The sequence below is a fragment of the Pseudomonas anuradhapurensis genome, from assembly GCF_014269225.2.
GTDB lineage: Bacteria > Pseudomonadota > Gammaproteobacteria > Pseudomonadales > Pseudomonadaceae > Aquipseudomonas > Aquipseudomonas anuradhapurensis.
Genome location: NZ_CP077097.1, coordinates 4,403,161 through 4,416,587, shown reverse-complemented (window position 1 = coordinate 4,416,587; position 13,427 = coordinate 4,403,161). Strand labels below are relative to the sequence as shown.

The 13,427-nt window shown below is 61.5% G+C and carries 11 protein-coding genes; 7 read left to right on the top strand and 4 right to left on the bottom strand.

Annotation, left to right across the window (positions count from 1 at the left end; genetic code table 11):
• The first annotated feature begins 153 nt into the window (after nucleotides 1–153).
• From HU763_RS20240 to cysN, 3 genes are all read left to right on the top strand, one after another.
• Nucleotides 154–912, top strand: a complete 759-nt coding sequence (locus HU763_RS20240; protein ID WP_170032462.1) for a Nif3-like dinuclear metal center hexameric protein — start codon at nucleotides 154–156, stop codon at nucleotides 910–912.
• 173 nt (nucleotides 913–1,085) lie between these two features.
• Nucleotides 1,086–2,003 carry a sulfate adenylyltransferase subunit CysD gene (gene cysD, locus HU763_RS20235; RefSeq protein ID WP_186685362.1) on the top strand — a complete coding sequence of 306 codons (918 nt, stop codon included), beginning with the start codon at nucleotides 1,086–1,088 and terminating at the stop codon, nucleotides 2,001–2,003.
• 15 nt (nucleotides 2,004–2,018) lie between these two features.
• Nucleotides 2,019–3,920, top strand: coding sequence for a sulfate adenylyltransferase subunit CysN (gene cysN, locus HU763_RS20230; RefSeq protein ID WP_170032458.1), 1,902 nt, complete (start codon nucleotides 2,019–2,021; stop codon nucleotides 3,918–3,920).
• Between the two features lie 1,272 nt (nucleotides 3,921–5,192).
• Here the strand turns inward: cysN and HU763_RS20225 are convergent.
• Nucleotides 5,193–5,672 carry an Lrp/AsnC family transcriptional regulator gene (locus HU763_RS20225; RefSeq protein WP_186685360.1) on the bottom strand — a complete coding sequence of 160 codons (480 nt, stop codon included), beginning with the start codon at nucleotides 5,670–5,672 and terminating at the stop codon, nucleotides 5,193–5,195.
• Between the two features lie 127 nt (nucleotides 5,673–5,799).
• Here HU763_RS20225 and HU763_RS20220 point away from each other — a divergent pair, with 127 nt between their 5' ends.
• On the top strand, nucleotides 5,800–6,996 hold the full coding sequence (locus HU763_RS20220) for a methionine gamma-lyase (RefSeq protein WP_186685358.1): 1,197 nt from the start codon (nucleotides 5,800–5,802) through the stop codon (nucleotides 6,994–6,996).
• A 162-nt stretch (nucleotides 6,997–7,158) separates the two neighbouring features.
• On the opposite strand, the gene HU763_RS20215 is transcribed toward HU763_RS20220, so the two are convergent.
• Entirely contained in the window at nucleotides 7,159–7,593 is a 435-nt protein-coding gene (locus HU763_RS20215) for a Z-ring associated ZapG family protein (RefSeq protein ID WP_186685356.1), read from the bottom strand.
• Between the two features lie 135 nt (nucleotides 7,594–7,728).
• Here HU763_RS20215 and HU763_RS20210 point away from each other — a divergent pair, with 135 nt between their 5' ends.
• From HU763_RS20210 to zapE, 3 genes are all read left to right on the top strand, one after another.
• A complete protein-coding gene (locus tag HU763_RS20210; protein ID WP_186685354.1) occupies nucleotides 7,729–8,364 on the top strand; it encodes an alpha/beta hydrolase in 636 nt (211 codons plus the stop codon).
• Between the two features lie 25 nt (nucleotides 8,365–8,389).
• Nucleotides 8,390–9,739 (top strand): tryptophan--tRNA ligase, encoded by a 1,350-nt coding sequence (locus tag HU763_RS20205; RefSeq protein ID WP_170032450.1) that lies wholly within the window; start codon nucleotides 8,390–8,392, stop codon nucleotides 9,737–9,739.
• Nucleotides 9,740–9,894: 155 nt separating this feature from the next.
• Nucleotides 9,895–10,989, top strand: coding sequence for a cell division protein ZapE (gene zapE, locus HU763_RS20200; protein WP_186685352.1), 1,095 nt, complete (start codon nucleotides 9,895–9,897; stop codon nucleotides 10,987–10,989).
• 49 nt (nucleotides 10,990–11,038) lie between these two features.
• Here zapE and HU763_RS20195 read toward each other — a convergent pair whose 3' ends face one another.
• Nucleotides 11,039–11,959, bottom strand: coding sequence for a GlxA family transcriptional regulator (locus tag HU763_RS20195; RefSeq protein ID WP_170034281.1), 921 nt, complete (start codon nucleotides 11,957–11,959; stop codon nucleotides 11,039–11,041).
• A gap of 188 nt (nucleotides 11,960–12,147) precedes the next feature.
• A complete protein-coding gene (locus HU763_RS20190; protein ID WP_170032446.1) occupies nucleotides 12,148–13,188 on the bottom strand; it encodes an NADP(H)-dependent aldo-keto reductase in 1,041 nt (346 codons plus the stop codon).
• Between the last annotated feature and the right edge of the window lie 239 nt (nucleotides 13,189–13,427).

The window sequence follows — 13,427 nt, the reverse complement described above, 5'->3', positions numbered from 1 at the left end:
AGAGCAAAGGCCGGAGGGCGCGCGGTGGGGCATGAGCGCGCGCGATCATACACCGGTTCCCCCAGTGCCGGCGACGGCCCATAATGGCCGGCATTATACGGGCGTTGCATGGGCGTTGTGCCCGATAAAAATGCAGATTTCGAGGAGATTTTCATGGCCGTCGCTCTGAACACCCTGGTCGAGGAAGCCGAGCGTTACCTGGGCAGCGCGAAGATCCAGGATTACTGCCCCAATGGCCTGCAGGTCGAGGGCCGGCCGCAGGTCAGCCGCATCGTCAGCGGGGTCACCGCCAGCCAGGCGCTGCTGGATGCAGCGGTCGAGGCCGAGGCCGACCTGGTGCTGGTGCACCATGGTTATTTCTGGAAGGGGGAAAACCCGTGCGTCACCGGCATTCGCCAGCGCCGCTTGAAGACCTTGCTGAACAACGACATCAGCCTGCTGGCGTTCCACCTGCCGCTGGATGTGCACCCGGACGTGGGCAACAACGTGCAGCTGGCGCGGCAGCTGGAGATCACCGTCGAAGGCCCGCTGGACCCGGAAAACCCCAAGGTGGTCGGGCTGGTCGGTTCGCTGGCCGAGCCGCTGACCGCACGCGACTTTGCCCGTCGTGTGCAGGAAGTGCTGGGACGCGAGCCGTTGCTGGTCGAGGGTGAGCAGATGATCCGCCGGGTTGGCTGGTGCACCGGCGGTGGCCAGGGCTACATCGACACCGCGATTGCCGCCGGGGTCGACCTGTACCTGACCGGGGAAGCCTCCGAGCAGACCTACCACAGCGCGCGCGAGAACGGCATCAGCTTCATTGCCGCCGGGCACCATGCCACCGAGCGCTATGGGGTACAGGCGCTGGGCGATTACCTGGCGCGGCGGTTTGCCGTCGAGCACCTGTTCATCGATTGCCCGAACCCGATCTGACTACGGCGTGGCTTTCTTCGCGGGCAGGCCCGCGAAGAGGCCCAAAACTTCAGTCATATGGTTAGATTTTTTCGATCTAGCCGGCCGCCTAAATAGAAGCACCCGCTGTGATAAAGTGGCTCGCTCGAACACGGCCCGCAGGCCGTCCATAAGATCGTTTTTCGTGAGTAGCCATGGTCGACAAACTGACGCACTTGAAACAGCTGGAGGCGGAGAGCATCCACATCATCCGCGAGGTGGCCGCCGAGTTCGACAACCCGGTGATGCTGTACTCGATCGGCAAGGATTCCGCCGTGATGCTGCACCTAGCGCGCAAGGCCTTCTTCCCGGGCAAGCTGCCGTTCCCGGTGATGCACGTCGACACCCAGTGGAAGTTCCAGGAGATGTACCGCTTCCGCGACAAGATGGTCGAGGAAATGGGCCTGGAGCTGATCACCCACGTCAACCCCGAGGGCGTGGCGCAGGGTATCAACCCGTTCACCCATGGCAGCTCCAAGCACACCGACATCATGAAGACCCAGGGCCTGAAGCAGGCGCTGGACAAATATGGCTTCGATGCCGCCTTCGGTGGCGCGCGCCGCGACGAAGAGAAGTCGCGGGCCAAGGAGCGCGTGTACTCGTTCCGTGACAGCAAGCACCGCTGGGACCCGAAGAACCAGCGCCCCGAGCTGTGGAACGTGTACAACGGCAAGGTCAACAAGGGCGAGTCGATCCGGGTCTTCCCGCTGTCGAACTGGACCGAGCTGGACATCTGGCAGTACATCTACCTCGAAGGCATCCCGATCGTGCCGCTGTACTTCGCTGCCGAGCGTGAGGTCATCGAGAAGAACGGCACCCTGATCATGATCGACGACGAGCGCATCCTCGAACATCTCACCGATGAAGAGAAAGCCCGCATCGTCAAGAAGAAGGTGCGTTTCCGTACCCTTGGCTGCTACCCGTTGACGGGTGCTGTCGAGTCGCAAGCCGAGACCCTGACGGACATCATCCAGGAAATGCTCCTGACCCGTACGTCCGAACGCCAGGGCCGTGTCATCGACCACGATGGCGCCGGCTCCATGGAAGACAAGAAACGCCAAGGCTACTTCTAATTTCAGGGTTACTCCATGTCGCACCAATCTGATCTGATCAGCGAGGACATCCTCGCCTACCTGGCCCAGCACGAGCGCAAGGAACTGCTGCGTTTCCTGACCTGCGGCAACGTCGACGACGGCAAGAGCACCCTGATCGGGCGCCTGCTGCACGACTCGAAGATGATCTACGAGGACCACCTCGAGGCCATCACCCGTGATTCGAAGAAGGTTGGCACCACCGGCGAAGAAGTCGACCTGGCGCTGCTGGTCGACGGCCTGCAGGCCGAGCGCGAGCAGGGCATCACCATCGATGTCGCCTACCGCTACTTCTCCACCGCCAAGCGCAAGTTCATCATTGCCGACACCCCGGGCCACGAGCAGTACACCCGCAACATGGCCACCGGCGCGTCCACCTGCGACCTGGCGATCATCCTGGTCGATGCCCGCTACGGCGTGCAGACCCAGACCCGCCGCCACAGCTACATTGCCTCGCTGCTGGGCATCAAGCACATCGTGGTCGCGGTCAACAAGATGGACCTCAAGGGCTTCGACCAGGGCGTGTTCGAGTCGATCAAGGCCGACTACCTGAAGTTCGCCGAAGCCATCAACCTGGTGCCGAGCAGCCTGCACTTCGTGCCGATGTCGGCGCTCAAGGGCGACAACGTGGTCAACCACAGCGAGCGCTCGCCGTGGTACGCCGGCCCGACGCTGATGGAAATCCTCGAAACCGTCGAGGTTTCGGCCGACCGCAACTTCACCGACCTGCGCTTCCCGGTGCAGTACGTCAACCGCCCGAACCTGAACTTCCGCGGCTTCGCCGGCACCATCGCCAGCGGCGTGGTGCACAAGGGCGATGAAATCGTCGTGCTGCCATCGGGCAAGAGCAGCCGGGTCAAGTCCATCGTCACCTACGAGGGTGAGCTGGAAAACGCCGGCCCCGGCCAGGCCGTGACCCTGACCATGGAAGACGAGATCGATATCTCCCGTGGCGACCTGCTGGTGCATGCCGACAACGTTCCACCGGTCACCGACCAGTTCGACGCCATGCTGGTGTGGATGGCCGAGGAGCCGATGCTGCCGGGCAAGAAGTACGACATCAAGCGCGCCACCAGCTACGTGCCGGGCTCGATTGCCAGCATCACCCACAAGGTCGACGTGAATACCCTGGAGCAGGGTGCTGCCAGCGCGCTGCAACTGAACGAGATCGGCCGCGTCAAGGTATCCCTGGATGCCCCGATCGCCCTGGACGGCTATGACAGCAACCGCACCACCGGTGCGTTCATCGTCATCGATCGCCTGACCAACGGCACCGTCGGCGCCGGCATGATCATCGCCCCGCCAGTGCTGCCGCACGGCAGCACCGGCCATCACGGCAAGCAGGCCCACGTGTCCACCGAAGAGCGCGCCCTGCGCTTCGGCCAGCAGCCGGCCACTGTGCTGTTCAGCGGCTTGTCCGGCGCTGGCAAGAGCACCCTGGCCTATGCCGTGGAGCGCAAGCTGTTCGACATGGGCCGTGCGGTGTACGTGCTCGATGGCCAGAACCTGCGCCATGATCTGAACAAGGGCCTGCCGCAGGACCGTGCCGGCCGCACCGAGAACTGGCGCCGCGCCGCCCATGTGGCGCGCCAGTTCAACGAAGCCGGCCTGCTGACCCTGGCCGCGTTCGTGGCCCCGGATGCCGAAGGCCGCGAACAGGCCAAGGCATTGATCGGCAAGGAGCGCCTGGTGACCGTTTATGTCCAGGCTTCGCCATTGGCCTGCCGTGAGCGTGACCCGCAAGGCCTGTACGCAGCTGCTGGCGACAACATCCCGGGCGAAAGCTTCCCGTACGATGTACCGCTGGATGCCGACCTGGTGATCGACACCCAGACCACCAGCGTGGACGAGGGCGTGAAACAGGTGCTGGACGTACTGCGTCAGCGTGGCGCGATCTAAGCGCTAGCCAGCAAGAAAAACCCCGCCTCGGCGGGGTTTTTTGTTTGTCGATATGCTTGCGGGGCCCTTGTGAGCGGCCTTGTGTCGCGCTGGGCTGCACAGCAGCCCCAGCGTAGCCATAATCCGCACAGACATTTCATACGAGGGTAACAGCGCAAAGCGTACAGCCGCAGGCAGGTCCGTCTCGTTTTGAACGGTCGAGGTGGCTTGCGCAGCATCATTTCACTGGCTCTTCCGTCAATCGGAAATGCTCTTGGTAGTCTTTCATTCGTTCACACCCTTGTTTGTATGGGTCCATGTCACAGCTGAAATTTTCATGCTCGCGGTCAGGAAGTATCAGGAGCCTCTCACCGCTGCACCCCGATAATAGAAAAATACCAATTAGTGTCAGATGTTTCATGGATATGATCTCCTAGCAATGACTGAAGCCTGCTTTTGATCGAATTTGTGCTGTTCTGCGCAGATATTGTCTCGCATTCTGCAAGTTGAATTTGGGTAGATGTAAGTGGTCTTGATCTTTTTAAGCTGTAAGATTTTTTACTGTTTTTTCCAGGGGTGTATTTCTGGTTATTTATAATGGGAGGTCCCGGAGAAAATGGGTGTGCAACCTTCGCTAGAGGGCTTGTTAAATTTTTCGGAATAAGGGGGCTGCTATGGGAAAGAGTAAGTATCGGAAGATTCAATACAAACCGTTTCATAATTCTGGAGGCGAATTGCTTCCTCCAAATTAGGCCATGCGGCCGGGCCAATTTATCAAATCCAGCAGCGGTAGGTTCCTGCTTCGTCTCCGGCACGATGGAAACCTGGTCCTGGAAGATGGTGGCGCCGTTATCTGGGTCGCAGACGAAAGGCAGCCATATAGTTATACGCTTCGTACTAGAAAGCGAGAGCCGTTGCAGTTCGTCGTTAGCAACTCAGGGTTACTGCATGACCCTGCTCGCGAGCGACTATGGGCCGCAGCGAGTACGGAGACACTTGATAGATCCTATTGGGAGAATAATTATCTCAAAGTAACCGATACTGGTAATATCTTGATTTTTGATGGGCGCAATGCAGAAATTCGATGGGGGCGATTCGGTTTTGTGCCGGGACGGATATCAAATAAACCAAAAGTTTACCCGGAAATATATCCGCCAATTCCTCCACCGTTGATTAAGATTCCTCATGATTTTCCATAGTGATCAGCATATTTTGTGACTGGGGTAGGCTTAGAAGCTGGAGATATCTCACAGCTTCGAGGCCTGCACTAGACAAACGAGCCAAATTCATCGATCAAATATGTCGTTCTGTTACCGGAATAACTCGCTTGCTTTTCACCTCTTTGTAGGAAAAGCTCGAATAGATCTCCTTTACGCCTGGCAATCGCTGCAAAACCTCTCGCGCAAACTCACCAAACGACTCCAGGTCCCGCGCCAATATTTCCAGCAGAAAGTCATAACGCCCGGAAATATTATGACAGGCGACTATCTCGGGAATTTCCATTAGCCGCTGTTCGAACGCCAGTGCCATGTCCTTGGTGTGCGAGTCCATCATGATGCTGACGAACGCGGTAACACCGAAGCCCAGCGATTTAGGCGAAAGGATCGCCTGGTAGCCGGTGATGTAACCGTTGTCTTCCAGCAGCTTTACCCGCCGCCAGCAGGGCGAGGTGGTCAGTGCCACCTGGTCGGCCAGTTCGGCAATGGTCAGGCGGGCATTGTCCTGCAGGGCTGCGAGCAGGGCGCGGTCGGTGCGGTCGAGGCTTGAAGGCATTTTTTGCCCTCCTGATCCGGTAATTATTGTTTTTGTTCCAACAAGCACGCGATTGCGTGGGTCATTTTGGAAAAAATCGGGCAGCTCGGTGGCATAAGCTTATAACAAACCACAAGAGGCTGTTGCGATGCGCGGCTCCGATAACAACACCGGTTTTTCCACACGGGCCATTCATCATGGCTACGACCCGCTTTCCCACGGTGGCGCCCTGGTGCCGCCGGTGTACCAGACCGCTACCTACGCCTTCCCCAACGTCGAGTACGGCGTTGCGTGCTTTGCCGGCGAACAACCGGGGCACTTCTACAGCCGCATTTCCAACCCCACCCTGGCCCTGCTAGAACAGCGCATGGCCTCGCTTGAAGGGGGCGAGGCGGGGCTGGCCCTGGCGTCGGGCATGGGCGCCATTACCTCGACGATCTGGACCCTGCTGCGGCCCGGCGACGAGTTGATCGTCGGGCGCACCTTGTACGGCTGCACTTTCGCCTTCCTGCACCATGGCATCGGCGAATTCGGGGTGAAGGTCCGCCATGTCGACCTGAATGACGTCAAGGCACTGAAAGCGGCGATCAACAGCAAAACGCGGATGATCTACTTCGAAACCCCTGCCAACCCCAACATGCAACTGGTGGATATCGCGGCGGTTGCCGAGGCCGTGCGCGGGCACGATGTACATGTGGTGGTCGACAATACCTACTGCACGCCGTACCTGCAGCGGCCGCTGGAGCTGGGGGCTGATCTGGTGGTGCATTCGGCCACCAAGTACCTCAGCGGCCACGGCGATATCACCGCCGGCCTGGTGGTGGGGCGCAAGGCGCTGGTCGACCGCATCCGCCTGGAAGGCTTGAAGGACATGACCGGGGCGGTACTGTCGCCGCACGACGCCGCGCTGTTGATGCGCGGCATCAAGACCTTGGCGCTGCGCATGGACCGCCATTGTGCCAATGCCATGCAGATCGCGCGGTTTCTCGCGCGGCAGCCGCAGGTGGAGTTGATTCACTATCCGGGGTTGCCATCGTTTGCCCAGTACGAACTGGCGCAGCGGCAGATGCGTCTGCCGGGCGGGATGATCGCGTTCGAACTCAAGGGCGGTATCGAGGCGGGCCGGCGTTTCATGAACGCGCTACAGCTGTTCGCCCGCGCGGTGAGCCTTGGCGATGCGGAGTCACTGGCGCAGCATCCGGCGAGCATGACCCATTCCAGCTATACGGCGCAGGAGCGGGCGCACCACGGGATTTCGGAGGGACTGGTGCGGTTGTCGGTGGGGCTGGAGGATGTGGAAGACCTGCTGGCGGATGTCGAGCAGGCATTGCAGGCTTGCAGCTAGGTTGCCTGGGCCGGCCTCTTCGCGGGCACGCCCGCTCCCACAGGTATCACACGGATTTCAAATGCTGTGGTGTACCTGTGGGAGCGGGCGTGCCCGCGAAGAGGCCAGTGAATCCAGCCCACAAAAAAGGCCTCTTGCGAGGCCTTTGTCATGTTCGGCAGTTCAGCGCTTGAGGCCGTAGCTCTCGTCGAGCATGCCCGGCGAGTTCGGCGCCTTCGGTGCGTAGTCGCGCGGCGCTTCGGCGTCCTTCGGCGGGGTCAGGCGGTCGCGCGGGCCTTGCGCTGCCTCGGAGTGCAGGGCCGCCAGCAGGCGTTGGCGAGTGACGTCGTCGAGGGCCAGGCTGTTGGCGCCTTCGGCCAGGTGATCTTGCACGTCCTGATAGCTCTGGGTCAGCTTCTTGACCAGTACGGCAGTGCTGTTGAAATGAGTTACCACTTCGTTCTGATAGCTGTCGAAGCGCTTCTGGATATCATCCAGTTGACGTTGGGTGCTGCTCGGTGCTGCATTGGGCAGCAGGCGAGCGACGACGAAACCGACCACCACGCCGATGACCAGGGCCAGGGTCGGCAACAACCAAACAAGGAGCGAGAGTTCCACGAGTCCTTCCTCTATAAACGGCTTTGCTTTACGTTAACGGCTCAGACCTGCGCTGTATACCGCGAGCGATCGCAAATCAGAACAGAATTCCTCACCTAGACGAATCGACCCCTTCCGAGGTCACGGAGTAGTGCCTTGCTTGTCCGCGAAACCCCCTTGTTCATCGATGGCCCCAGCGGCCAGCTGGAAGCCTTGTATCTGGACGTGGCCGATGCCCGTGGCGTGGTGCTGATCTGCCACCCCAACCCGGTCCAGGGCGGCACCATGCTCAACAAGGTGGTCTCGACCCTGCAACGCACTGCCCGTGATGCTGGCTATGTGACCCTGCGTTTCAACTACCGTGGCGTCGGCCAGAGCGCCGGCAGCCATGACATGGGCGCTGGCGAAGTGGCCGATGCCGAGGCTGCCGCGGCCTGGCTGCGCGAAAAGCACCCCGGGCTGCCGCTGGTGCTGATGGGCTTCTCGTTCGGTGGCTTTGTCGCCATTAGCCTGGCCGGCCGCCTGGAAGCCGCCGGGGTAACCCTGCAGCAGCTGTTCATGATCGCCCCGGCGGTGATGCGCCTGACGCCGGAATTTGCGCTGCCGCAGCAGTGCCCGATCATCGTGGTGCAGCCTGACACCGATGAAGTCGTTGCGCCGCAGCTGGTTTACGAATGGTCCGACAGCCTGTCGCGCCCCCATGAGCTGCTGAAAGTGGCAGAATGCGGACACTTCTTCCATGGCAAGCTGACCGATCTGAAGGATCTGCTGCTGCCGCGCCTTTCGAACTGAGCCAAGCCTGAATAAGCGAACACCCATGACCACGCGCATTCTTACCGGTATCACCACCACCGGCACTCCGCACCTGGGCAACTATGCCGGCGCCATCCGCCCGGCCATCCTTGCCAGCCAGCAGCCCGGCGTCGACTCGTTCTATTTCCTGGCGGACTACCACGCGCTGATCAAGTGCGACGACCCGCTGCGCATCCAGCGCTCGCGCCTGGAAATCGCCGCCACCTGGCTGGCCGGCGGCCTCGACCCGGACAAGGTGACCTTCTACCGCCAGTCCGACATCCCGGAAATCCCCGAACTGACCTGGCTGCTGACCTGCGTCAGCGCCAAAGGCCTGCTCAACCGCGCGCACGCCTACAAGGCCTCGGTGGACAAGAACCTGGAAAACGGCGAAGACCCGGATGCCGGGGTGACCATGGGCCTGTACAGCTACCCGGTGCTGATGGCTGCCGACATCCTGATGTTCAACGCCAACAAGGTGCCGGTCGGGCGTGACCAGATCCAGCACGTGGAAATGGCCCGTGACATCGGCCAGCGCTTCAACCACCTGTTCGGCCAGGGCAAGGACTTCTTCGCCTTGCCTGAGGCGGTGATCGAGGAAAGCGTGGCGACCCTGCCGGGCCTGGACGGGCGCAAGATGTCCAAGAGCTACGACAACACCATCCCGCTGTTCGCCAGCGCCAAGGAAATGAAGGACGCCATTTCGCGCATCGTCACCGACTCGCGCGCCCCCGGCGAAGCGAAAGACCCCGACAACGCCCATCTGTTCACCCTGTTCCAGGCCTTCTCGACGCCGGCACAATGCGCCGAGTTCCGCGAGGAACTGCTGCAGGGCCTGGGCTGGGGCGAGGCCAAGCAGCGCCTGTTCCAGCTGCTGGACGGCCAGCTGGCGGAGAAGCGCGAGTACTACCACCAGCTGATTGCCCGCCCGGCAGACCTGGAAGACATTCTGCTGGCCGGTGCCGCCAAGGCGCGCAAGATCGCCACGCCGTTCCTCGAACAACTGCGCGAGGCGGTTGGCCTGCGTTCGTTCCGCACCAATCTGCAAGCCAGCACCGAAGTGAAGAAAAAGGCCGCCAAGAGCGCGCGGTTCGTCAGCTTCCGTGATGAAGACGGCAGCTTCCGCTTCCGCCTGCTGGGCGCCGACGGTGAACAGTTGCTGCTGTCGCGCAGCTTCGCCGACGGCAAGAGCGCCGGTGCCGTGAGCAAACAGCTGCAACAAGGTGGCGAGGCAGATGTGCGCGTCGAGGGCCTGGGCTTCGGTCTGTGGCTGAACGGCGAACAGGTCGCCGACGGGCCGCAGTTCGACAACGCCGAGGCGCGTGATGCGGCCATCGAAAGCCTGCGTGTAGCCTTGGCGCCACAACCAGACTGATGTGGGAGCGGGCGTGCCCGCGAAACAGGCGCCGCGGTGCATGGCACCGGCTTTGCCGGTGTTCGCGGGCACGCCCGCTCCCACAGACTGATTGCCATTAAGCGGGCCTGTCGCTACAGTGACGGCCCGTTTTTTGTTGCCCCGCTAACGAAATCATGACGCCCCTAGAACGATATCAAGCAGATCTGAAACGTCCCGACTTCTTTCATGATGCGGCGCAGGAAACTGCGGTACGTCACCTGCAGCGCCTGTACGACGACCTGGTGCATGCGCAGAACAACAAGCCGGGCATGTTCGGCAAGCTGTTCGGCAGGAAGGAGCAGGCCCCGGTCAAGGGCCTGTACTTCTGGGGTGGGGTAGGGCGCGGCAAGACCTACCTGGTCGATACTTTCTTCGAGGCGCTGCCGTTCAAGCAGAAGATGCGTACGCACTTCCACCGCTTCATGAAGCGTGTGCACGAGGAAATGAAAACCCTCAAGGGCGAGAAGAACCCGCTGACCATCATCGCCAAACGCTTCAGCGAAGAAGCCAAGGTAATCTGCTTCGACGAATTCTTCGTCTCGGACATTACCGACGCGATGATCCTCGGCACCTTGATGGAAGAGCTGTTCAAGAACGGCGTATCGCTGGTGGCGACCTCCAACATCGTGCCGGACGGCCTGTACAAGGACGGCTTGCAGCGCGCGCGCTTCCTGCCGGCGATTGCCATGATCAAGCAGTACACCGAGGTGGTGAACGTCGACAGCGGGGTCGACTATCGCCTGCGTCACCTGGAACAGGCCGAACTGTACCACTACCCGCTCGATGAGGCGGCGCACCAAAGCCTGCGCGCCAGCTTCAAGGCATTGACCCCTGAGTGCACCCAGGCGGTCGAGAACGACGTGCTGATGATCGAGAATCGCCCGATCCAGGCCCTGCTGACCTGTGACGACGTGGCCTGGTTCGACTTCCGCGCCCTGTGCGATGGCCCGCGTAGCCAGAACGACTACATCGAGCTGGGCAAGATCTTCCATGCCGTGCTGCTGAGCAACGTCGAGCAGATGGGCGTCACCACCGACGACATCGCCCGGCGCTTCATCAACATGGTGGACGAGTTCTACGACCGCAACGTCAAGCTGATCATCTCGGCCGAGGTGGAGCTGAAGGACCTGTATACCGGCGGGCGCCTGGCCTTCGAGTTCCAGCGTACCCTGAGCCGGTTGCTGGAGATGCAGTCGCACGAATTCCTGGCGCGCGCGCACAAGCCGTAAACATGCTTGGGGCCGCAAAGCGGCCCCCTGGCCCTCGGCCCTATGGCCTTCAGGCCTCCTGCATGAACTGCTGCCGATACTGGTTCGGCGACAACTCCGTGTGCTGACGGAACAGCCGCGCGAAGAAACTGGCATCGTCATAGCCGACCTCGTAGCTGATGGTCTTGATGCTCTTGCGCGTACTCGACAGCAAGCCCTTGGCCGTCTCGATCCGCAGCCGTTGCAGGTAATGTAGCGGCTTGTCGCCGGTCGCTCCCTGGAAGCGGCGCATGAAGTTGCGGATGCTCATGCCGTGGTTGCGGGCCACGTCCTCGAAGCGGAACTTGTCGGCGAAGTGTTCCTCCAGCCAGTGCTGGATCTGCAGGATGATCAGGTCCTGATGCAGCTTCTGGCCGCCAAAGCCCATGCGCCCCGGGGTGTAGTTGCGCTGCACTTCGTAGAGGATGTCACGCGACACGGCGCGGGCCACGTTGGCGCCGCAGAAACGTTCGATCAGGTAGATGTACAGGTCGCAGGCCGAGGTGGTGCCGCCGGCGCAATACAGGTTGTCGGCGTCGGTCAGGTGCTTGTCCTGGTTCAGCCGGATCTTCGGGAAACGCTCGGCAAAGCTGTTGAAGAAGCGCCAGTAGGTGGTCGCCTCCTTGCCGTCGAGCAGGCCGGACTCGGCCAGCCAGAATACACCGCTGGCCTCGGCGCACAGCACCGCGCCACGTGCATGCTGCTCGCGCAACCATGGCAGCACCTGTGGATAACGCTGCAGCAAGTTGTCGAAATCGTCCCAGAAGGCCGGCAGGATGATCACGTCGGCATCGTCCAGGCCACCGTCGACCGGCAGCTGCACATTGCTGAAGCTGTCCACGGGCTGGCCGTCCGGGCTCACCAGGCGAATCTCGAACATGGGCTGCAGGCCCAGGCCAAGCTGCTTGCCGTAGCGCAGGCTGGCGAGGTGGAAGAAGTCCTTGGCCTGCATCAGGGTCGAAGCGAACACCTTGTCAATGGCCAGGATGCTGACGCGCCGCAGCGACGCGGAGGGTTGGGTAAACATCATTGTCATTGTTCTTATAGGGTAGAGTGGTCAATCACCGGCTGGATCGTCTTATTTTTTGGCGATGCTGTCCAGCCTGTGCAATTGGGGGCCGCTGCGCGACCCCTTTCGGCTCAAGGCGCCGGGTTCGGCTGCTGCTGGTGAATTGCCTCGATCGCCGCCAGCAGCTCATCGCTCAGCTTCAGCTCCAGGCTGGCCAGGTTGCTGTCCAGCTGCGCGAGGCTGGTCGCGCCAATGATGTTGCTGGTCACGAACGGCTGCCGGGTGACGAATGCCAGGGCCATCTGCGCCGGGTCCAGGCCGTGCTCGTGGGCCAACTGCACATAACGGCTGCAGGCGGCCACGGTCTGCGGGTTGGAATAGCGGGCAAAACGGCTGAACAGGGTCAGGCGCGCATTGGCTGGCCGCGCGCCGTTCTCGTACTTGCCCGAGAGCATGCCGAAGGCCAGCGGCGAGTAGGCCAGCAGGCCGCACTGCTCGCGGATGGCCACTTCCGCCAGGCCCACTTCGAAGCTGCGGTTGAGCAGGTTGTACGGGTTCTGGATCGACACCGCCCGCGGCCAGCCACGGCTCTCGGCCAACTGCAGGAACTTCATGGTGCCCCACGGTGTTTCGTTGGACAGGCCGATGTGGCGGATCTTGCCGGCACGCACCTGCTCGTCGAGCACTTCGAGGGTTTCTTCCAGCGGGGTGAAGTGGTCCTGTGGCAGGTGCTGGTAGCCCAGCTTGCCGAAGAAGTTGGTGCTGCGCTCCGGCCAGTGCAACTGGTACAGGTCGATGCGGTCGGTGTGCAGGCGCTTGAGGCTCTCGTCCAGCGCCGCAACGATGTGCTGGCGGTTGTGCTTGAGCTGGCCGTCGCGAATGTGGCTGATGCCGTTGCCCGGGCCGGCGACCTTGCTGGCCAGCAGCCAGTCGTCGCGATCACCCCTGGCGCGGAACCAGTTGCCGATGATGCGCTCGGTGGCGGCGTAGGTTTCGGGGCGGGGCGGCACCGGGTACATTTCGGCGGTGTCGATGAAGTTGACCCCGGCGGCTTTGGCCCGGGCAATCTGCTCGAAGGCCTCGGCCTGGTCGTTCTGTTCGCCCCAGGTCATGGTGCCCAGGCACAGGGCGCTGACGTTGAGGTCGGTACGGCCGAGCTGGCGGTATTCCATCGGGTAGACACTCCTTGGCAATGAAAGCTCATCAAAGCAGGTTGAAAAATTTCGCGCAATCTGGATAATTCGGCCCCTCTCCGTGTGGCGGAAGTGATGCACCACCATGCAGGAAGAACCCCGTCGAACGTTGGCGTGCCTGACCCGAGCCCCCAAAAGCGTCAGTGTTCGGCTGCGCGCTTGCCCTTGGCAAGCTGTGCACTATCCAGTAAGATTCGCCGTCTATTTTTCGCTGGGCG

Excerpts from the sequence above, each read along its gene's own strand:
- cysD (WP_186685362.1), top strand. The coding sequence starts at position 1,086 with ATGGTCGACAAACTGACGCACTTGAAACAGCTGGAGGCGGAGAGCATC.
- HU763_RS20190 (WP_170032446.1), bottom strand. The coding sequence starts at position 13,188 with ATGGAATACCGCCAGCTCGGCCGTACCGACCTCAACGTCAGCGCCCTG.
- HU763_RS20240 (WP_170032462.1), top strand. The coding sequence starts at position 154 with ATGGCCGTCGCTCTGAACACCCTGGTCGAGGAAGCCGAGCGTTACCTG.
- cysN (WP_170032458.1), top strand. The coding sequence starts at position 2,019 with ATGTCGCACCAATCTGATCTGATCAGCGAGGACATCCTCGCCTACCTG.
- zapE (WP_186685352.1), top strand. The coding sequence starts at position 9,895 with ATGACGCCCCTAGAACGATATCAAGCAGATCTGAAACGTCCCGACTTC.
- HU763_RS20225 (WP_186685360.1), bottom strand. The coding sequence starts at position 5,672 with ATGCCTTCAAGCCTCGACCGCACCGACCGCGCCCTGCTCGCAGCCCTG.
- HU763_RS20205 (WP_170032450.1), top strand. The coding sequence starts at position 8,390 with ATGACCACGCGCATTCTTACCGGTATCACCACCACCGGCACTCCGCAC.
- HU763_RS20220 (WP_186685358.1), top strand. The coding sequence starts at position 5,800 with ATGCGCGGCTCCGATAACAACACCGGTTTTTCCACACGGGCCATTCAT.
- HU763_RS20195 (WP_170034281.1), bottom strand. The coding sequence starts at position 11,959 with ATGCAGGCCAAGGACTTCTTCCACCTCGCCAGCCTGCGCTACGGCAAG.